This is a genomic window from Streptomyces sp. NPDC048331 (genome assembly GCF_043201215.1).
Taxonomy (GTDB): domain Bacteria; phylum Actinomycetota; class Actinomycetes; order Streptomycetales; family Streptomycetaceae; genus Streptomyces.
Map to the genome: position 1 here is coordinate 166,128 of NZ_JBICYT010000015.1, position 19,328 is coordinate 185,455.

The 19,328-nt window shown below is 72.5% G+C and carries 16 protein-coding genes; 6 read left to right on the forward strand and 10 right to left on the reverse strand.

Annotated features, from left to right (window positions below; genetic code table 11):
* Positions 1–34: 34 nt before the first annotated feature.
* Positions 35–2,983 carry an NACHT domain-containing protein gene (locus ACGFYY_RS22670; RefSeq protein ID WP_393711765.1) on the reverse strand — a complete coding sequence of 983 codons (2,949 nt, stop codon included), beginning with the start codon at positions 2,981–2,983 and terminating at the stop codon, positions 35–37.
* A gap of 337 nt (positions 2,984–3,320) precedes the next feature.
* Here ACGFYY_RS22670 and ACGFYY_RS22675 point away from each other — a divergent pair, with 337 nt between their 5' ends.
* Entirely contained in the window at positions 3,321–3,914 is a 594-nt protein-coding gene (locus tag ACGFYY_RS22675; protein ID WP_375942181.1) for a M23 family metallopeptidase, read from the forward strand.
* A gap of 79 nt (positions 3,915–3,993) precedes the next feature.
* Here ACGFYY_RS22675 and ACGFYY_RS22680 read toward each other — a convergent pair whose 3' ends face one another.
* From ACGFYY_RS22680 to ACGFYY_RS22705, 6 genes are all read right to left on the reverse strand, one after another.
* On the reverse strand, positions 3,994–5,229 hold the full coding sequence (locus ACGFYY_RS22680) for a LamG-like jellyroll fold domain-containing protein (RefSeq protein WP_393711767.1): 1,236 nt from the start codon (positions 5,227–5,229) through the stop codon (positions 3,994–3,996).
* Positions 5,230–5,300: 71 nt separating this feature from the next.
* On the reverse strand, positions 5,301–6,617 hold the full coding sequence (gene cseC / locus ACGFYY_RS22685; protein ID WP_365271112.1) for a two-component system sensor histidine kinase CseC: 1,317 nt from the start codon (positions 6,615–6,617) through the stop codon (positions 5,301–5,303).
* Complete coding sequence (cseB, locus tag ACGFYY_RS22690; protein WP_393711770.1) at positions 6,614–7,324, reverse strand: two-component system response regulator CseB; 711 nt, start codon at positions 7,322–7,324, stop codon at positions 6,614–6,616. The genes cseC and cseB overlap by 4 nt, the downstream gene beginning before the upstream one ends.
* A 29-nt stretch (positions 7,325–7,353) precedes the next feature.
* Complete coding sequence (locus ACGFYY_RS22695) at positions 7,354–7,986, reverse strand: hypothetical protein (protein WP_365271175.1); 633 nt, start codon at positions 7,984–7,986, stop codon at positions 7,354–7,356.
* Between the two features lie 35 nt (positions 7,987–8,021).
* Complete coding sequence (locus ACGFYY_RS22700) at positions 8,022–8,582, reverse strand: SigE family RNA polymerase sigma factor (RefSeq protein WP_030010715.1); 561 nt, start codon at positions 8,580–8,582, stop codon at positions 8,022–8,024.
* Positions 8,583–8,766: 184 nt separating this feature from the next.
* Positions 8,767–9,696, reverse strand: coding sequence for an A/G-specific adenine glycosylase (locus ACGFYY_RS22705; protein ID WP_365271106.1), 930 nt, complete (start codon positions 9,694–9,696; stop codon positions 8,767–8,769).
* 370 nt (positions 9,697–10,066) lie between these two features.
* Between ACGFYY_RS22705 and ACGFYY_RS22710 the strand changes: the two genes are divergently transcribed.
* Complete coding sequence (locus ACGFYY_RS22710) at positions 10,067–10,810, forward strand: hypothetical protein (protein WP_365271103.1); 744 nt, start codon at positions 10,067–10,069, stop codon at positions 10,808–10,810.
* 192 nt (positions 10,811–11,002) lie between these two features.
* Here the strand turns inward: ACGFYY_RS22710 and disA are convergent, their stop codons facing one another.
* Together disA and radA are read right to left on the reverse strand one after the other, a co-directional pair.
* Positions 11,003–12,127: a DNA integrity scanning diadenylate cyclase DisA gene (gene disA, locus ACGFYY_RS22715; protein ID WP_030727101.1), complete on the reverse strand. Its 1,125-nt coding sequence runs from the start codon at positions 12,125–12,127 to the stop codon at positions 11,003–11,005.
* A gap of 194 nt (positions 12,128–12,321) precedes the next feature.
* The gene (radA, locus tag ACGFYY_RS22720; protein WP_393711773.1) at positions 12,322–13,734 is read right to left on the reverse strand and encodes a DNA repair protein RadA; all 1,413 of its coding nucleotides are present in this window, start codon (positions 13,732–13,734) and stop codon (positions 12,322–12,324) included.
* Here radA and ACGFYY_RS22725 point away from each other — a divergent pair.
* Positions 13,733–14,248, forward strand: a complete 516-nt coding sequence (locus tag ACGFYY_RS22725) for a hypothetical protein (protein WP_393711775.1) — start codon at positions 13,733–13,735, stop codon at positions 14,246–14,248. The two genes, radA and ACGFYY_RS22725, sit on opposite strands and share 2 nt — an antisense overlap.
* 51 nt (positions 14,249–14,299) lie before the next feature.
* Positions 14,300–16,057 carry a hypothetical protein gene (locus tag ACGFYY_RS22730; RefSeq protein ID WP_393711777.1) on the forward strand — a complete coding sequence of 586 codons (1,758 nt, stop codon included), beginning with the start codon at positions 14,300–14,302 and terminating at the stop codon, positions 16,055–16,057.
* A gap of 12 nt (positions 16,058–16,069) precedes the next feature.
* Here ACGFYY_RS22730 and ACGFYY_RS22735 read toward each other — a convergent pair whose 3' ends face one another.
* The gene (locus ACGFYY_RS22735) at positions 16,070–16,822 is read right to left on the reverse strand and encodes a hypothetical protein (RefSeq protein WP_365271172.1); all 753 of its coding nucleotides are present in this window, start codon (positions 16,820–16,822) and stop codon (positions 16,070–16,072) included.
* A 171-nt stretch (positions 16,823–16,993) separates the two neighbouring features.
* Between ACGFYY_RS22735 and ACGFYY_RS22740 the strand changes: the two genes are divergently transcribed.
* Positions 16,994–17,932 (forward strand): Ppx/GppA family phosphatase, encoded by a 939-nt coding sequence (locus tag ACGFYY_RS22740; protein WP_393711779.1) that lies wholly within the window; start codon positions 16,994–16,996, stop codon positions 17,930–17,932.
* A 743-nt stretch (positions 17,933–18,675) separates the two neighbouring features.
* Positions 18,676–19,095 (forward strand): DUF3592 domain-containing protein, encoded by a 420-nt coding sequence (locus tag ACGFYY_RS22745; protein ID WP_393711781.1) that lies wholly within the window; start codon positions 18,676–18,678, stop codon positions 19,093–19,095.
* Positions 19,096–19,328: the final 233 nt, after the last annotated feature.

Below are 19,328 nucleotides of genomic sequence, written 5' to 3' on the forward strand. Positions count from 1 at the left end.
AAAGTCCCGGGGCCGCCCCTTTTCCGTCACCGGGTCACTGCTCGTACACGGTGTAGAAGGACTCGATCTCGGTCTCGGGCAGGCGCCGGGCCAGTCGCTCCTCGAGATCCGGTGGCAGCAGCTCGTCCCCGTACAGCCGTAGGGTTCGCAGGGTCGGCAGCCGCAAGTGCTCGACCAGACCCTCCAGCACATCCTCCGGCACGGCGAGCTCCTCCAGGTGCTCCAGCCGCGACAGCTCCGCCCAGTCCGCCGGGCCCGCCGGCCGCCAGCGGTGACCGAGGTTCAGGACGCGCAGCCCCGTGTGCCGGCCCAGGTCCGTCACGTCCGCCGCCGGGGTGTCCAGGACCAGGTGCACCAGATTCGCCCCGGGGGCGAGTTCCCGGGCCGACCACGGCCGTGGCGAGCACAGCTCCAGGTGGCGCAGATGGTTCCAGCTCGCGATGGCCTCGTGCACCCCCGGGGTGCCGAAGTCCAGGTGCGCGGCCCGTAGGGGCAGGCCGCGCAGGGCCGTCATGTCGGTGGACGAGCCGCACCTGCTGATGCGCAACCGTTCCAGTGCGGTCTGGCCGCGCAGGAAGTCGAGGTCACCGAGGTCCCGGTGCCCATCGATCCTCAGCCCCGACACCTTGATGCGCGAGAACAGCTCCGACAGGGCGGGCCTGGTCACCTCACCGCCGATGACGAGGCCCGGGGGCCGGGGGAAGGCGTGCAGGGCATCGGCCTGGGCGTCCGTGCGCACAAGCAGGTCGCTCGGGGGCGGGGTGAGGCGTTCGAGCACCTCCCGGGCGTACTCGCGGGTGTCGAAGCGGCCCCACAGCGCGATCAGCGCCTGCCGGACCTCGGACGACGACGAGTCGTGGTAGCGCGCCAGGTAGGGGATGGCCAGCTCCGAGAGGGTCTCGCCGGCCGCTGTGACAGCCATGAGAGCTTCGTGGTCGTCCGCCGTACCGGGGTCGGCGAGCAGTTCCAGCACCAGCGGTCCGGTCCGGCCCAGTTCCTGGGCCTCCTCGACGCTCCGGGGCGGCAGCAGGTGCCGTACGGCGGCCTCGGCCGCGGCGCGAAGGGCCGGGTCGAGCTCCGCCGCGTACTGGAGGGAGGCGTAGGCGAGGAGCACGGACCGGTCGGTGCCCCGATCCAGGAGGGCCCGGATGATCTCGGTGCGCTCGCGCGGCCGGCCCTGCGCGACCGCCATGCGGATGACGTCCTCCCACTGGTCGTCGTCCGAGTGCCCGGCCAGCTCCCCGACCCCGCCCTCGTCGAGTGCGGCCCGGGCGCCCAGATAGTCCTGGAAGGTGCGGTGGACGAACTCGACGGTGTCCTCCGTCGGCGCACGCAGCAGTCCGGTGCGTTCCAGGAAGTGTCGGTACACCAGCGGCGCCTCGCCCAGGACCCGGGCGACGGGGACGGCCGGCAGCGCGCCGGCGATCAGATCCTCGGCGCGGGACCGGTCCATCTCGGTGCGGCCGTTGCGGATCAGCCAGTGGGCGAGCCGTTGGAGCAGTTGCAGCTGGGGCTCCTCGGCCAGGTCGGGCAGCCGCAGGCCCCGCTCGCGGTCACGGCGGTGCAGCAGCATCGACAGGGCTGCCGTGTACAGCTCCTTGCGGCCGGTCGGCAGGAATCCGCGGCGCTCGCGGTGCAGGGCGCAGATCAGTCCGCACAGCAGCGGGTTGGTGGCGAGGGGTGCCAGGTCCGGTTTGGTGCGTACGGAGTCCAGCAGCAGTTCCGCATACCCCTCCGGGGCCGCGGCGGCGGTGTGCCAGCGCTCGATGAAGGCCCGGACGTTCGCCCGGGTCATCGGGGCCAGGGTCACCTCGGTGAAGTCCTCGCCCCGGAGCCAGTCCGGGCGGACCGCCGAGGGTCGGGAGGTGACCAGCCAGCGGTTGCCGGGACAGGCGGTGATCAGGTCGGCCAGCCAGTCCCGGGCCCGGTCACGTTCGGCTGCCGGGATCTCGTCGATGCCGTCGACCAGCAGCAGGGCGCGCCCGTCGCGCAGGACCCGGCCCTCCCAGCCTTCGGGGGCCTCCCCGGCCAGCGGGGATCCGGCCAGGAACGCGCGGGGCGCGGGCAGCCGCTCCCCGTGCCGGGTCAGGCTGCGCAGGGGCAGGACGAACGGGATGATCCCCGACCCGGCGTCCCGGGCGGCGGAGACGGCCAGCCACTGGATCAGGGTGGTCTTGCCGGACCCGGCCTCTCCGCGCAGCAGGACGCGGTGGTGCTCGGCCGGCAGCCGGTCGGCGGGCAGGGAGTAGGGGGAGGGGAGCGCCTCGGTCCGGGTCCCGGGGGCGGCGGTGACCTCCAGGCTCACGTACGCCGCGTCGAGCGGCCAGCGCGAGGATCCCGGCTCCAGGTCCAGGCCGAAGATGGTGAGGGCGCTGTGGCGCCGGGCCAGATAGTCGAGGTAGCGGGCCTCGAAGGCGGTGTCGCGGCCGTCCTGGCGGGGGACGCGGGTCAGCAGTTCGTCCACCTTGGCGATGGTCTCGGCGTGCAGCCGGCTCTGCTCGACCAGGGTCGCGGCCACGAAGGTGGAGCGCTGGGTGAAGAAGTGCAGGATGTGCAGGCAGGCCAGGTCCACCAGGCGGGAGTGGAAGAGTTCGGCGTCCCGGGAGAGCCCGGGGTGCGGGCCCGCGGCCCGGAGTGCGCGGGCGAAGTCCCGCGGTCCGAGGCGGACGGCCTCCACGTCGGAGAGGGCGAGGTCGCCCAGCGCGTACAGGGTTGCGGCGAGGGCGGCCGCCACGCCCGCCTCCTCGCCCGGCGGCAGGGGGCGTTCCCGGGGGGCCCGTAACGCCTCCTCGACCAGGCGGTCGGCGAGCTTGCGCAGGTCCGCCGCGTCGAGGGCGCGTTTCTCGCGCAACGCCACGTAGGAGGAGATCCGGTGCGGCCGGTCCACCAGGCCCGCGCCCGCCTCCTCCTGTCGGAAGAGCTTCCTGACGAGGGGTGCCACGACCCCCGAGGCCAGCCGGATCCCCACCACCGATGCGTCCACCCGCCGGAGCCTAGGGCCTGTCTTTCGCCTTAGTGACCTGGGTCGCAAACAGTCCTGGCCTCGGTGACAAGCCGCACAAGACAAAACGGACTTACTAGGTCGTTTCGTAGATCAAATGGGCCTCGCTCCGAGACCTTTGTGCCTGGAGAGAGGCGTCAACCGGCCGCGTCACACCGGTGCCGCTACGAGTTCCGCTAGTAATCGGGAGGTTTGGGGAAGTACCGGGCCGCGGGTTACCAAGGTTGAGCCAGCCCGGCACTCGCTCGATCGTGCCGGGTCACTTCATGCCTCTGACAGGTGTGAAACCCCCCTTGTCCCCGGCCCCGGAGGTCTGCACATGTTCGCGAAGCGCGTCTACACCCGTCGTACCCGTATCGCTGTCGGCACCACCGCTCTCGGTGCGGTGCTGGCCCTCGGGGCGGGCACGACCGCCGCGTTCGCAGACGCCCCGCAGGCCGCCGTCACCGCCAAGACCGCCGGCGCCGCCGGTGCCGCGGGCGCCTCGAAGACCGGTCTCTGGGACAAGCCGCTGGAGAAGTACACGCTGTCCGCCACCTTCGGCAAGGGCGGCAACATGTGGTCCCACAAGCACTCCGGCCAGGACTTCGCCGTCCCGGTCGGCACCCCGGTCAAGGCCGCGGCCGCCGGTACCGTCGTCAAGGCCGGCCCCAACGGTGGCGGCGACGGCCCCGCGTACGGCAACGCCATCGTGATCAAGCACGCGAACAACACGTACTCGCAGTACGCGCACCTCTCGAAGATCCAGATCAAGGTCGGCCAGAAGGTCAAGGCCTCGCAGCGGATCGCCCTGTCGGGCAACACCGGCAACTCCAGCGGCCCGCACCTGCACTTCGAGATCCGCACCACCCCGAACTACGGCTCGGCCGTCAACCCGGTGGCCTTCCTGCGCACCAACGGCGTCACCGTCTGACCCGTCCCGACCGCCGCACGCGCCGCACGCGCGGCGCCCGCGGCACCCGTCGTACCGGCCGACCCGCCCTGCTCACCGATCAGGTGAGCAGCCAGGCATGGGTCGGCTTCGGCGATGGGTCGAGCTTGCCCTCCTTGTACCCGGCGGCCTGCTCCGCCGTGAAGGCCATGTCGTAGGTCTTGATGTTGTGCAGGGCGCCCTGCCACGGACCGGTCCAGATGTTGTGGTGCTTGGACCGGCCGAGCTGGAGCGGACCGGGGGCCTGCCAGATGGGCGGCACCGGAGTCTCGCCGGCCTTCTTGCCGTCCACGTAGAGCGCGATGGCCTTCTTCTCGGCGTCGTACGTGGCCATCAGCAGCGTGGGCGTCTTCACCATGTTGAGCCCCTCGGCGGTGACCGTCCGCGTGGTGGCCGCGGCGCCCTTGTCACCCGTCTGCACGCGGAAGATCCAGGCCTGCTTGCCGTTCACCTCGTTCACGCCGAGCTCGAAGGAGAACGACTCCCCGTCGCCCTGGCTCATGACGATCCGCGAGCCCTTGGCGGCGGAGTTGTAGGCGCGGGCCGTGACGGTGAAGCTCTTGGTCACGTCCACGACCGGCTCGGCGGACTGCGCCCACGAGTTCCCGTTGCCCCTGCCGACGACCTGGAAGCGCTTGCCCAGCGGGCCGACCTTGAGGTCGGGGCCCAGCCGTATGCCCATGCTGCCGTAGCTGTCGCGCAGCAGGGTGTCGTCCCCCGCGACGGTCGCGGTGTAGGCGGCGGGCCCCTTCGCGTCCTCCGGCTCGGGCGAGGCGGAGGCCGAGTTCGCGGGCTGGGCGTCCTGTCCGTCGTCGTCGTTGCCCATCAGGAAGAACGTTCCGCCGCTGGCCAGCAGCGCCAGTACGGTCACCCCGCCGCCCAGCGTCCACAGCCGCTTCTTGCGCCGCTCGGCCGCCGAGCGGTCGGCCATGGCCTCCCAGTCCGGCTGGGAGGAGCCGGGCAGGTCCGGACCGGCCAGCCTGGTGAAGCCCGGCTGGGCCGGCGCCGCGGACCACTGACCGGCCCCCGGATCCTGCTGGTAGCCGGCTCCCGCGTCCTGCGGGTACCCGCCCGCCGCGTCCGGCGGGTAACCGCTCCCCGCGTCCGGCTGGTAACCCCCCACGTCCTGCTGGTAGGGGTTCGGCTGCTGTCCCGCCTGCGGGTAGCCGTAGCCGCCGGCCGGGGTCGGGTAGCCGTAGCCGCCCTGCGCGGGCGGTCCCGGCGGGAACCCGTATCCGCCGCTCCCCGGGGCGGGCTCGGGCTGCGGGTGGCTCGGGGGATTCGTACCGTCGGTCATGCCACGGATGCTAAGTCACGGACCCGTGGGCGGATACCGCCCGGTACCCGTCCCGCCCCACCCGCCCCGGTTCAGCCCTGCGGCAGCTTGAGGATCGGGAAGCTGCCCGTCGCCGTCGGCGCGTGCTCCGGCAGCCACAGGACCGCCACCGCACCCGCCGCCGAGCCCTCGCGCTCCGAGCCGCCCCGGGCGGCCACGTTACGGAAGGTCAACCGGGCGCCCAGCACCCGCGCCTGACCCTCGGCGATGGTCAACCCCAGCCCGTGCCCCACACCCGCGCGGTCCGTCGACCCGGTGCGGAAGCGGCTCGGCCCCTCGCGCAGCAGTGCCTCGGGGAAGCCCGGCCCGTGGTCCCGGACCCGTACGACCCGGCCCTCGACGTCGACCTGGATCGGCGGCTGCCCGTACCGCGCGGCATTGGCCAGCAGATTCCCCAGGATCCGTTCCAGGCGGCGCGGGTCGGTGCTGACGATCTCGTCCGCGACGACCCGTACGGTCGCCTCCGGCATCAGCGACATCACCCGCCGGCTCACGAACTCGCCCAGCGCCACGTCCTGGAGCTCGGCCCGCTCCGAGGCGCTGTCCAGCCGAGCCACCTCCAGCACGTCCTCGACCAACGCGCGCAGGGCCTGGGCCCGGTCCCGCACCAGCTCCGTCGGCCGCCCCGGAGGCAGCAGCTCGGCCGCCGTCAGCAGGCCCGTCACCGGGGTCCGCAGCTCGTGCGCGATGTCCGCCGTCACCCGCCGCTCCGCCTCCAGCCGTTGCTGGAGGGCGTCCGCCATGGCGTCCACGGCCCGCGCGAGGTCGTCCGTCTCGTCCCGCACGACACCGCCGACCGCGTCCCGTACGCGCACGTCGGGATCGCCGTGCGCCACGCGCTGCGCGGCGGCCGCGGCCTTGCGCAGCCGGCGCGAGATCTGCCCGCCGATGAGCACGCCGAGCGCCGAGCCGCCGATCACGGCGGACAGGCCGCCGATGACCAGGGCCCGGTCCAGGTCGGGGATCAGATTGTCGCCCTCCCGGAACGGCGTGTGCAGCGACAGCACCTGCCCGTTCCCGAGCGGCACGGCGGCCCACACCTCGGTCGCCCCGCGCGGCCGCTCCTGGATGTAGGTCCCGCGCCGTCCCGACTGCGCCTTGTGCCGCAGTTCGGCGGGCAGTTCGGGATCGTTGAGCTTGGCCCCCATGGGCGGCTTGCGACCGGCGTCGGCGTTGCGGGAGATGAACTGCACGCGGTCCAGCTGCACTTCACGGGCGCTCTCCAGCATCGACACGCGGGCAGCACTGTGCACGACCAGGCTCAGCGCGATCGTGACGAGGGCGCCCACGGAGGCGATGGCGACCGTGATCTTCCAGCGGATCCCCGTGCGGAGGGTGAACCGTCTCATGCCTTGAGCTTGTATCCGAAGCCTCGGACCGTTTCGATCCGGTCCTGGCCGATCTTGGTGCGCAGTCGCTGGACGTGGACGTCCACGACCCGGGTGTCGCCGCCCCAGTCGTAGTCCCAGACCCGCTCCAACAGGCGGTCGCGCGAGAGCACGGTGCCGGGGGCGGAGGAGAACTCCAGCAGCAGCCGCATCTCGGTCGGGGTCAGGGCCACGGCGGCGCCCGCCCGGCGCACCTCCATGCCCTCGGTGTCCACCTCCAGGTCGCCGAAGGAGAGCACACCGCGCTCGGGGTCCGAGCCGTTGTCGGTGTTCGGGCCGCCGTTGTGCGGGCCGCCGGAGTGGTCGAAGCGGCGCAGCACCGCGCGGATCCGGGCCACCAGCACGGAGCCGTCGAAGGGCTTGGTGACGTAGTCGTCGGCGCCCGCCTCCAGGCCCAGCACCACGTCGATGCTGTCGGCGCGCGCCGACAGCATGATGACCGGGACGGTGGACTCGTCGCGGATGCGGCGGCACAGGCTCACGCCGTCCATGCCGGGGACCATCACGTCCAGCAGGGCGATGTCGGGCCGGTTCGCGCGGAAGGACTCCAGTCCGGACAGGCCGTCGGGCATGGCCGTGACCACGAACCCGTCGCGTTCCAGCGCCAGGGTCGTGGCCTCACGGATGACGTCGTCGTCCTCAACGAACAGGACATGGGTCTCGGCCATGCGGGAGCCTCGCCTCGGTTCTTCTGTGCTCAGTTCTTCTGACTCGTGACCGGGGCGGGCGGAACCCCGCCGTCGACCACATTGCTGTACTCCGAGTGAACTCGGTCCTGCTCGGTGAACTTCTCCCCGTTCCAGCGGTACGTGATCACGTCCTCGCCCGACGGATAGGCGAGCGCGTCGCTCTTTCCGTAGACCTGCTTCGTGACCACCAGGTCGCCCCGGTCGATCTCCGCGTAGACGGGTGGCTGTTCGTCCGAGAAGACATTCTCGTACGTGGCTCCGTCCGACCGGTACACGTACGTACCGCGGCCCAAGGCGTCGGCGCAGGACAGGACGTTCACCACGATGTCCACGACGGGGCCGCCGGTGACCCTCCCGTAGCTCACGTCCACCGGATACTCCTTGCCCGAACAGGGCTTCAGATCCCGTTTGACCTCGGTGCTGACCTTGGGGTCCTTCATCAGCAGCCCTACGGGATCCACCTTCTTCAGCGGCCGGCCGGACGACGCCGAGACGGAGTCCTCCGGGGCGGGCCCCGAGGGCGTGGCCTTCGCCACGGCCTCGGTACGGGCCGGACCGCCGTCACGCAGGCCGGTGCCACCGGTGGCGCAGCCGACCGCGAACACGGCTGTGCCGACGAGGACGACCGTCCCCGCCGACATCAGCACCAGAGAACCTCCGGACAAACCTTGGCCATTCAGGCCGCGCACCGCTCACGCCCCTCGTACCGCATGGTGTGGTCACCGCGCTCCAGCGCACGCATGTCCAGATCCCGGCTCTCCAGCTCCTGCCGAAGGCGGGCCAGCGCGCGGTGCAGAGTGCTCTTCACGGTTCCCGCCGACATTCCGAGCGCCGCTGCCGTCTCCTCGGTGCTCATCTGCTCCCAGTGTCGCAGCACGACCACGCTGCGCTGCTTGGGTGCGAGAACCTTGAGGATGTCCATGAGGAGGGCGCGGTCGGCGCGCTGGTCGGAGCCGTCCTCGACGGAGGCGTCGGGGAGCTGCTCGGTGGGGACCTCTTCGAGCTTGCGGGCGCGCCACCACTCGGTCCGGGTGTTGATCATGACTCGGCGCAGGTAGGCGTCGGCCAGGGACTTGTCGGCGATGCCGTCCCAGCGGCCGTAGGTGCGCACGAGCGCGGTCTGCAGGAGGTCCTGGGCGTCGGTCGGGTCCGGGACCAGGCGCCGGGCGCTGCGCAGCAGCGCGTCCTGCCGGGTGCGTACGTACTCTTCGAATCCGAGTACCTCACCGTGCGCCATCTCAGACCGCCTCCACCCGTCCAACCGTTCATCCCCGTGCCCTACGGATTCGAAGGTACGGAGGGGTTGTCACGGGCCTGTGCGAGCCAGCCTTCGGTGGACGCACGGACACCCATAGGTTGTGTAACAGCCCTCGTGAGCTGGGGGTTTCCGGCAGGAAGCGGAATGTCCGAGTCAGCTTCGGTCAGGTCCGCGGAACGCCCTGCGGGAGCCGGTAGAAGCCTCCGTCCAGCGGCTCCACCAGACCGTCGGAGACCAACCCGTCGAGCGCCCGGGCCCGCTGCACGGGCTCGTCCCAGACCATGTCGAGCACGGCCTGCGGAACCGCGCCCACCGCGTCCCGGAGCACCGCGAGGAGCTTGCCCCGCACCTGCCGGTCGGTCCCGGCGTACGTCTGCCCGCGCCGCGGCGGACCCTCGTGCGCGGGCTTCCCGGCGAGCCGCCACGCGCACAGCCCGGCCACCGGGCAGCGCGCGCAGTCGGGGTTCTTGGCGGTGCACACCAGCGCGCCGAGCTCCATCGAGGCAGCCGCCCAGCGGGCCGCCGTGCCCTCGTCCTCCGGCAGCAGGGTCCGGGCGAGGCGCCGCTCGGCGGCGGTCGTCGCGTTCGGCGGGTACTCGACCCCGGTCGCGGTGCGCGCGAAGACCCGGCGGACGTTCGTGTCGAGGACGGCGTGCCGCTGCCCGTACGCGAAGGAGGCCACGGCCGCCGCCGTGTACTCGCCGATCCCGGGCAGAGCCAGCAGCTGCGCGTGCTCCTGCGGTACGTCGCCCCCGTGCCGGTCCGTTATGGCGACGGCCGCGCCGTGCAGCCGCAACGCACGGCGCGGGTAGCCGAGCCGACCCCAGGCCCGTACGGCCTCGCCGGGGGCCTCGGCGGCCAGGTCCGCGGGGCGGGGCCACCGGGCCAGCCACTGCTCGTAGACCGGCAGGACCCGGTTGACGGGCGTCTGCTGGAGCATGAACTCGCTGACCATGACCCCCCAGGGGCCGGCCTCGGGGCGGCGCCAGGGCAGGTCGCGGGCGTGCTCGTCGAACCACGCGATCACGGGGGAGTGCAGCGCGTGCGAGGAGTCGGGGGACACGGCCGTGGAGGAAGTGGGAGATGCAGTCATGGCAGACCGCATCCTGGCACGTTTCGCCTCCCTCGGCGCGCCGGACCGCTACCGACGAACCGGACGACGGCCGGGGATCCGGCGCCACGGCGGCGGCACCCGCGAAGCCCGGCGTGGTTGCTGGGGAACGACCCGAAGCCGGACCCCGGGTCACCGAACGTACGCACAGCGGATTGATCTCCGCATCGACCTTTTGGCCGGATCTCGGCCCCTCGATTGCGCCCGCAGGATGATCATCGGCAAATCAAAACCTCCGCGCGGCATGTGGGGCACCGATCGGGCCGCGAACTCTCGTAAAGTTCCGTCCGTGGGATCTCTGCGCAATCCGGTCGGGCCGCTCCCCTCCTCCATCTACTGGCGACGGAGGGCTGTGCTGGCTTCCGTTGTCGCGCTCCTCGCGCTCCTCGCCGTATGGACCGTCAGTTCCGGTGGGGGCAGGACGAGTACGAACGGAAAGGGCCAGGGCGGCCCCGACCCCGTCACCTCGATCACCCCGGGCCCGGCCGGCACCGGCCCCGCGATCAGCGCGGCCCCCGGCGGACGCCCCGAATCGGGCAGCGGCGGTAACACCGGCTCCACGGGCGGCTCCACGGGCGGCGCGGGCAAGAACGGCGAACCGGGAGGCGGTACGGGCTCGAACGGCGGCGCGGGATCCGGCTCCGGCGGCGCCGCGGGCGGCCCCGCTCCCGTCCCGGCGGACTCCGCGCTCCCCACCTGCGCGCCGGGCTCGCTGCAGTGGGAGGTCAAGAGCGTGAAGAACGAGTACGAGGCGAACGAGAAGCCGCGCCTCGAACTGGTCGCCCGCAACACCTCCGGAACCACCTGCAAGATCGACCTCGGCCCGAAGCAGGCCGTCCTGACCATCCTTCAGGCGAGCAGCAGCAAGGCCGTCTGGTCCTCGGCGGACTGCCCGGCGGGCGCGGGCAACGCCTTCTTCCGACTCCCGGCACAGGGCGAGACGAAGCAGTCGCTGGACTGGGACCGCAGGTTCAGCGCGGCCGACCAGTGCCAGACGCCTCCGGCGGGGTCCGCGGCTCCCGACACCTACGTGGTCGAGGTCAAGGCCCCGGGCATGCCGGTGGCCCGCACCTCATTCGTCCTCAAGCAGGACTGACCGGGAACTCCCAGCGGCACTCCCAGCACTCTCAGCCCCGCCGGCGTTCGAAGCGGGGGTCCGCCGGCAGCGCCGAGCAGCACTCTCAGCCCCGCCGGCGTTCGAGGCGCGGGGTGCGGGGCGGAGCCCCGGCGCGGCGCGCACGCCGAACGGACAGGGCAGCCCCACCGATCGGCCGAGCAGAGCCGCAGGCTAGACGTACCGCTCCAGGATCGACGACTCGGCCAGCCGGGACAGGCCCTCGCGCACGCTCCGAGCGCGGGCCTCGCCCACACCGTCCACGGCCTGGAGGTCGTCCACGGAAGCCGCCAGCAGCTTCTGCAGCCCGCCGAAGTGCTCCACCAGCCGCTCGATGATCGCGCCCGGCAGCCGCGGCACCTTCGCCAGCAGCCGGTACCCGCGCGGCGACACCGCCGAGTCCAGCGTCTCCGGCGAGCCCGTGTACCCCAGTGCCCGCGCCACGATCGCCAGCTCCAGCAGCTCCGGATGCGTCAGCGCGTCCAGCTCCGCCAGCGCCTCGTCCACCGTGCGGGACCGCTTCGCCGTAGGCTCCGGCACGTAGTCCCGGATGACCAGCTCCCGCTCCTGCTCGATCCCGACCGTCAGCTCGTCGAGCTGCAGCGACAGCAGTCGCCCGTCCGTGCCCAGTTCGACCACGTACTCGGCGATCTCGGTCGCGATCCGGCGGACCATTTCCAGCCGCTGCGCGACCGCCGTCACATCGCGGACCGTGACCAGGTCCTCGATCTCCAGCGCCGACAGCGTGCCCGCGACCTCGTCGAGGCGCAGCTTGTACCGCTCCAGCGTGGCGAGCGCCTGGTTCGCCCGCGACAGGATCGCCCCGGACTCCTCCAGGACCCGCCGCTCCCCGTCCACGTACAGCGCGATCAGCCGCATCGACTGCGACACCGACACCACCGGGAAGCCGCACTGCTTGGAGACGCGGTCCGCCGTACGGTGCCGCGTACCGGTCTCCTCCGTCGGGATCGACGCGTCCGGCACCAGCTGCACACCGGCCCGCAGGATCTTGGTGATGTCCTTGTCGAGGATGAGCGCGCCGTCGAGCTTGCACAGCTCGCGCAACCGGGTCGCGGTGAACTCCACGTCCAGGACGAAGCCGCCGGTGCACATCGCCTCGACGCTCTTGTCCATACCGAGGACGATCAGCCCGCCGGTGTTGCCGCGGACGATCCGTTCCAAGCCGTCACGCAGCGGCTGACCAGGTGCGACCGCGCTCAGCGAGGCGCGCATCATGGCCTCCTGCTTGGAGCTCGCGCCCGACTTCCCGGATGCTGCTGCCCCGTCCTTGGCTGCCACTGCACTCCTCCGGTCGCGGGTTGCGCCGCCCAGCGCCGCGGGCACGAGGACGTGCGTACGGCCGGGCGGACCAGCACAAAGTCTACCGGCGCGCGCCGCGGCCCCGCCGTGGCTTGGCCAGGTAGGGCCCGGGCGGGCCCCTCCCGGACCCCCTGACGGACCCCCTGACCAGGGGGATCGTCCCCCCGGGTCGGCTACTGCCCGGACCCCTCCCTGGCGGGCGTACGGGAGCGGCCGCGCGGCAACACCCGTAGCGCGTCGCCCATGTCGGCCACCTCGATGACCTTCATCCCGGCCGGCACCTTGCCCGGATCCGCCGGGACCAGCGCGTGCGTGAACCCCAGCCGATGCGCCTCCGCGAGCCGCCGCTGCACGCCGGTCACCCGCCGCACCTCTCCGGCCAGACCGACCTCACCGATCGCGACGAGGTTCTTCGGCAGCGGGACGTCGCTGGCGGCGGAGGCCAGCGCGAGCGCGATCGCCAGGTCGGCGGCCGGCTCGGTGAGCTTCACCCCGCCCACGGTGGCGCTGTAGATGTCGCGCTTGCCGAGCGCGGTGATCCGGCCGCGCTGCTCCAGCACGGCCAGCATCATCGACACGCGCGAGGTCTCCAGGCCCGAGGTCGTCCGCCGGGGGGAGGGGATCTGCGAGTCCACGGTCAGCGCCTGCACCTCGGCTACCAGCGGACGCTTCCCCTCCAGAGTCACCGTCAGGCAGGTGCCCGGAACGGCCTCGGCCCGCCGGGTCAGGAACAGCCCGCTCGGGTCGGCGAGCCCGGTGATCCCCTCGTCGTGCAGCTCGAAGCAGCCGACCTCGTCGGTGGCCCCGTACCGGTTCTTGATGCCGCGCACCAACCGCAGCCGGGCGTGCCGGTCGCCCTCGAAGCTCAGCACCACGTCCACCAGGTGCTCCAGCAGACGCGGACCGGCGATGGCCCCGTCCTTGGTCACGTGGCCGACGAGGAGGGTGGCCATGCCGCGCTCCTTGGAGGCCCGGATCAGCGCCCCGGCCACCTCCCGCACCTGGGCCATGCCGCCGGGCGCCCCGTCGATCTCGGGGGAGGCGACGGTCTGTACGGAGTCCAGGATCAGAAGGGAGGGCTTCACGGCGTCGAGATGCCCGAGCACGGCGGACAGGTCGGTCTCGGCGGCGAGATAGAGGTGATCACTGAGGGCGTTGATCCGGTCGGCCCGCAGGCGCACCTGGCTCGCCGACTCCTCGCCCGTCACGTACAGCGTCCGGTGCTCGTCACTGGACGCCTTCGCCGCCACGTCCAGCAGCAGCGTCGACTTGCCGACGCCGGGCTCGCCGGCGAGCAGGACGACGGCGCCGGGCACGAGCCCGCCACCGAGGACACGGTCCAGCTCGTCCACCCCGGTGCTGCGGGCGGTCGCCGTCCGGCCGTCGACCTGCGCGATCGGCAGGGCGGCGGTGGAGACCCGGCCGGCGGCGGTGGTCCGCACCGCGGGCGCGCCCATCTCCTCGACGGTGCCCCAGGCCTGGCATTCCGGACAGCGACCGAGCCACTTCGCGGTCGTCCAACCGCAGTCGGTGCAACGGTAGGACGGCCGGTCCTTGGCGGATGAACGAGCGGTGCGGGCAGCCATGCCGTTCACGGTAGCCGCCCGCACCGACAAGCCGGACCGGGGTGCCGGTTGCGGGGCGCGGCTGGCGTGCTGCGAGGGTGGCCCCGTGGACCTGTCCGACGAGGGATCCCCCTTCGACACCGACACGACCGGAGCGACCGTCGCGGACGTGGCCGGGCGTTTCCCCGGCCGCGGCTCCGCCGTGGACCTCGCCGCGTTCCTCGTCCGCGCGGGCTGGAGTTCGCGTTCCTCCTCCTGGGAGGGGTACGAGGTGGAGAGCCCGCTGGCCCGGCTGGAGATCGAACCGGCCGACGACGGCGTCCTCCTCCACGGCCAGGCGGACGCCGGCCGGCTCGACGCGCTCACCGCCGTGCTGTCCGCGCGCGGCCTCCCCTTCTCCGTGGAGTTCTACGGGGAGGACGGCGCCCTGCTGCGCGAGGTGCGCACAGGACCCGCCGGCCTCACGAGCCCACCGGTCCGACCGCGTCAGGGCCTGCGTCAGCGCCTCACCGATCTGTTCACCCGTAAGGGCTAAAAGTGGCGAAGGCTTCCAGGGCGTCACCGGCACGCCGCCTACGGTCGCCAGGTGAACAGCAGCAACCAGGCACACTCCTCAGCGCGCACCGGCGCACACCGGGCGCACGGGCGCATGCCCCACGAGGCCGAGCAGCCGCCGCCGTTCCGGCACGAGCCCTACCTGGACGGCCTGTTCACGTACTGCCTGTCGGTCCTGTGCGACCACGACACCGCGACCGACGTGCTCGGGGACGTCCTCGCCGTGGCCGAGCGGCATCCCGGCCGCTGCCCCGACGAAGGGGACCGGCGCGCCTGGCTCTACGCCCTCGCCCGCTGGGGCTGCCTGCACCGGCTGGCCGAGCAGCGGCGCGCACGGCAGGGCGCGCATTCCGCCCGGCGTGCGCCGGAGCACACCCCGCACGACCGTGCGCCGGGTGGTGACACGCAACCCGACCGAGGCCAGGACGCCCACCGGCCCCTTGACGTGAGCGCCTACCGCCGTACCGAGCTGGCCCGGCTCGCCTGGCCCGAAGCCGCCGGCACCACACCCGAGCAACGCGAAGCCCTCGAACTCGCCGTCCGCCACCGCCTCGGCGTCCCCGAACTCGCCGCCGTCCTCGGCACCCCCGCGGCCACCGCCCGCGAGCTGCTCTCCGGCGCCGCCTGCGAGGTCGAACGCACCCGCGCCGCCCTCGCCGTCGTCGAGACCGGCAACTGTCCCAGCGTCTCCCGGCTCACCGGCGACGAGGGTGACGGCAACGTCCTGCTCTCCAGCACCCTGCGTGCCGAGCTCGTCCGCCACGTCGACGACTGCCCCCGATGCCGCCGCGTCGCCGAACGCGTGGGCGCCGCCGGCCCCTGGCCCGGCTCCGGCGGCCTCAACACCGCCGCGCTCCCCCTCGTACCGGCCCCCCGCACCGCCGTCCACGCCGCGATGCTCCGCTCCGGCCGGGGCCGTGGCCGCGGACCCGCCCCACGCTTCGACCGCACCGGCTTCCCCATGGACCCCAAGGACCGCGTGGCCCGCCGCGACCGGCTACGCGCCCGCGTGGTGACCACCACCGTCGTCGCCACCGTCGTCGCCGCACCGGTCCTGGCCCTGTGGGCGGCGTACCGCGGCGGTCCCGACACCGGCGAGCCCGCCGTCGGAGACTCCACCCGCATCTCCTCCAGCGAGTCCGAACTCCCGACCGCACGGACCGACGGCCGCCCGCTGACCGCCTACGAGAACACCGGCAACGCCGCCGCCACCAGCGGCACCGGCTTCGCCCAGAGCGACACCACCTCCGACGTCTCCGTCGAGGTCATCAGCAACGGCCCGCCCGCGACCCCCGACCAGACCGGCGACCAGGGCCGCCTCACCGTGGCCGCGTCCGCCCAGGGCGCCGTCACCCTGCTCACCCTCACCGCCACCGGCGGCGCCCCTGTCGACTGGCGGCTCTGGTCCGACGCCCCCTGGCTGCGCGCGAGCCGGACCGCGGGCACGCTCGCCCCAGGAGAATCGGTCACCCTACGGATCGCCGTGGACCCCGAGGGCCAACCCGTCGGCGCCTGGAGGGCCCGGGTCGGCGTCGACCCGAGCGGCGCGGTGGTCTCCATCCAAGGCCGCGGCCGCCCCGCGGCGACGCCCCCGCCCACTCCGGACCCGACACAGCCCGCGACACAGACGCCCTCGCCGGACCCGACACCACCGTCCCCGACACCGACCCCGACGGAGCCCACGATCCCACCGCCGTCCCCGACGCCCGAGCCGACCCCGACGGAAGGCTCAGGCGGAACGGTTTCCCCCGCCCCGGACCCGGCCCCGTCGGTGTCACCCGGCCCCTGAGGTCGCCCGCGGTCAGGCAGGATCCGCGGGGTGCGGGGCCATCGGCAGCAGCGAGGCCAGCCGGGCCTCGCACAGCTTCACCAGCTCGTCGTAGGCCTCCTTGCCCATCAGCTCCGTCAGCTCGGGGCGGTACGACACGTACACCGGCTCGCCGGCCCCGTGCGCGGAGGTGGCCGACGTGCACCACCAGTGCAGATCGTGGCCGCCCGGACCCCAGCCGCGACGGTCGTACTCGCCGATCGACACCTGGAGCACGCGCGTGTCGTCCGGCCGGTCGATCCACTCGTACGTCCGACGGATCGGCAGCTGCCAGCAGACGTCCGGCTTGGTCTCCAGCGGCTCCCGGCCCTCCTTCACCGCGAGGATGTGGAGCGAGCAACCGGCCCCGGCGGCGAACCCCGGCCGGTTCAGGAAGATGCACGCGCCGTCCCAGCGCCGGGTCTGCTTCTCCCCGTCGTCGTCGTTCTGCGTCCACCCGCTCTCGCTGCCGACGTCGTGGAACTGCCACAGCTCCGGCGTCAGCCGGGCCACGTGCCGCGCGACGCGCTTCTCGTCGTCCTCGTCCGAGAAGTGCGCGCCGAGCGTGCAGCAGCCGTCGTCGGCCCGACCCGCCTGGATGCCCTGGCAGCCGCTGCCGAAGATGCAGGTCCAGCGGGAGGTCAACCAGGTCAGGTCACAACGGAAGACCTGCTCGTCGTCCGCGGGGTCGGGGAACTCCACCCAGGCCCGGGGGAAGTCGAGCCCCTTCTCGTCGGCAGCGACCACGGCTTTGTCCTTACCGTTCTTGGCGTCGGCCTTGGCCTTGCCCTTGCCGGTGTCCTTGCCCGTGTCCTTCTGCGACCGGGTCTTGTTGGCCTTCTTCGTATTTGGCACAAAGCCAAGCCTATGCGCCCCTTACTCAACCCCCGGGTCTTCCTCGCAGTAGCGTTTCCCCCTATGAGACTCGGTGTGCTGGATGTGGGTTCGAATACGGTCCATCTGCTGGTGGTGGACGCGCACCCCGGCGCGCGCCCGCAGCCGGCGCACTCGCACAAGGTGGAGATGAGGCTGGCGGAGCTGCTCGACGAGCGCGGCGCCGTCACGCCCGAGGGTGTCGAGCGTCTCGTCTCGGTGATCGGCGACGCGGTCCAGGCCGCCGAGGACAAGGGGTGCGAGGACGTCCTCCCCTTCGCGACCAGCGCCGTACGCGAGGCCACGAACGCGGACGAGGTCCTCGCGCGGGTCAGGGCCGAGACCGGCGTCGACCTGCCGGTGCTCAGCGGCGAGGACGAGGCCCGCCTCACCTTCCTCGCGGCGCGCCGCTGGTTCGGCTGGTCCGCCGGGAAGCTGCTGGTCCTGGACATCGGCGGCGGCTCGCTGGAGATCGCGTACGGCATCGACGAGGACCCGGACGCGGCCGTCTCCCTCCCGCTGGGCGCGGGGCGCCTCACCGCGGGCTGGCTCCCGGGCGACCCGCCGGACGCGCTGGACATCCGGGCGCTACGGCGACACGTGCGGGCGGAGATCGCCCGCACGGTCCGCGAGTTCAGCCGCTTCGGGGCGCCGGACCACGTGGTGGCGACCTCGAAGACCTTCAAGCAGCTGGCCCGCATCGCGGGCGCGGCCCGCTCGGCGGACGGCCTGTACGTGCAGCGGGACCTGAGCCGCAAGTCCCTGGAGGAATGGGTCCCGCGCCTGGCGGCGATGACCACGGCCCAGCGCTCCGCCCTCCCGGGCGTCTCGGAGGGCCGCGCGAACCAGCTCCTGGCCGGAGCGCTGGTCGCGGAGGGCACGATGGACCTCTTCGGAGTGGAGGAACTGGAGATCTGCCCATGGGCCCTCCGCGAGGGCGTGATCCTGCGCAGGCTGGACCATATGCCGGCACCGGAGGCGTGAGGGGCGGGTCGGGGCGGGGGCTTCGGGGGGCGGGAGCCTGTCGGGCGGCATCAGGGGTGGGTATGGGGGTTTCCCGTCAGTCCCATCGTCCCTCCGGGTCGGGCCGGTCCCTCAAGGGCGCTCCCTGCGGTCGCGTCGCTTCGCGATGGCCTTCGGCCACCCTTGACCGACCGTCCCGCCCCGGAGAAACGAAAGACTGCCGAGAAGCCCCCAAAAGAACGAGCCGGTCCAGGGTCAGAGGGGCGGGGCGATCACAGACCCCCGACCCTGCTCCGGTGAGCGCGGTCCCGAGACGGCCCCACGGCAAGCCCACCCGGGGGCCCCGGCACGCGCCCGATCGCTACGCGCTCCTCACCTCTGAGCGTCCGACGACCGTCTGTGGCCGGACATAGGCCGCCCACGCCCCGCAAGCGCTTCCGATGGGAGGCGGCTGAAGGCTGACCGGGGCCGGACATAGGCCGCCATCCCCCTTGGGTGCTTCTCGGTGACCGCGACCGGCGGCCGTCAGGGGCTGACGAGAGGCGACGCGAGGGGCGGACGGCCGACAGCTCGGCCAAGCCGTCGTAGAACCGGGTCAGCGCGTACATCTCTCCAGAGACCCGCCATCAAATAGGGGCAATTGGTGCAAACGGTCGGCCTTTTGGGTCGCCCATACGCCCTGACCTGCATCTACGACCGAATAGTCGCTGTACGAGCCCGGTCGAGGCCGCAACCGACACCCCGGCGCTTGCGTCGCATGGATCATGGGACGTGAATGGCTTTTCTCCCTTATCCCCCTGACGCTCGGCATAGTCTTCCTCGCTTTCGGTGTGTCCGGCCTGCGCCGTCTGAGTTCGCTGCGTCGCAAAGGCGTCACGGCCGTCGGTCGAATCGTTCGACATGCAGCCAGCGAGGGCAGTGAGGGCGGCACGATTTACCACCCGGTCGCGAGATGGACGTCCAGCGATGGGAGCGCTTGCGAGCACACATCCAGGTTCGGTCAGGGAACGGTTCCCAAGGCCTTTCGCCTGGGAGCCACCGTCAAGGTCCGATACGACCCGGAAAAGCCGGACCGGTTCTTCATCGAAGGCATGGACGGGAGGGTCGTCCACCTGCTGTTCACCGTGCTGGGGTCGCTTCTCACAAGCGGCACGGTGACGGTGCTGCTTGTGCTCGCGTTCTGAACGCGACCGATTCCCCTTCGCCGCGTTCATGCACCCCTGACGGCCGCCGGTCGCGGTCACTGCGCATTGCCCCAGGGGCGTGGGCGGCCTATGTCCGGCCCAGGACGGTCGTCGGACGCAGGTCGGGAAATGGACCGTGTTCGTGGGCGGCCTATGTCCAGCCACAGACGGTGGTCGGACGCTGAGAGGTGGGGAGCGCGTAGCGATCGGGCGCGCCCCACCGACACGGACGG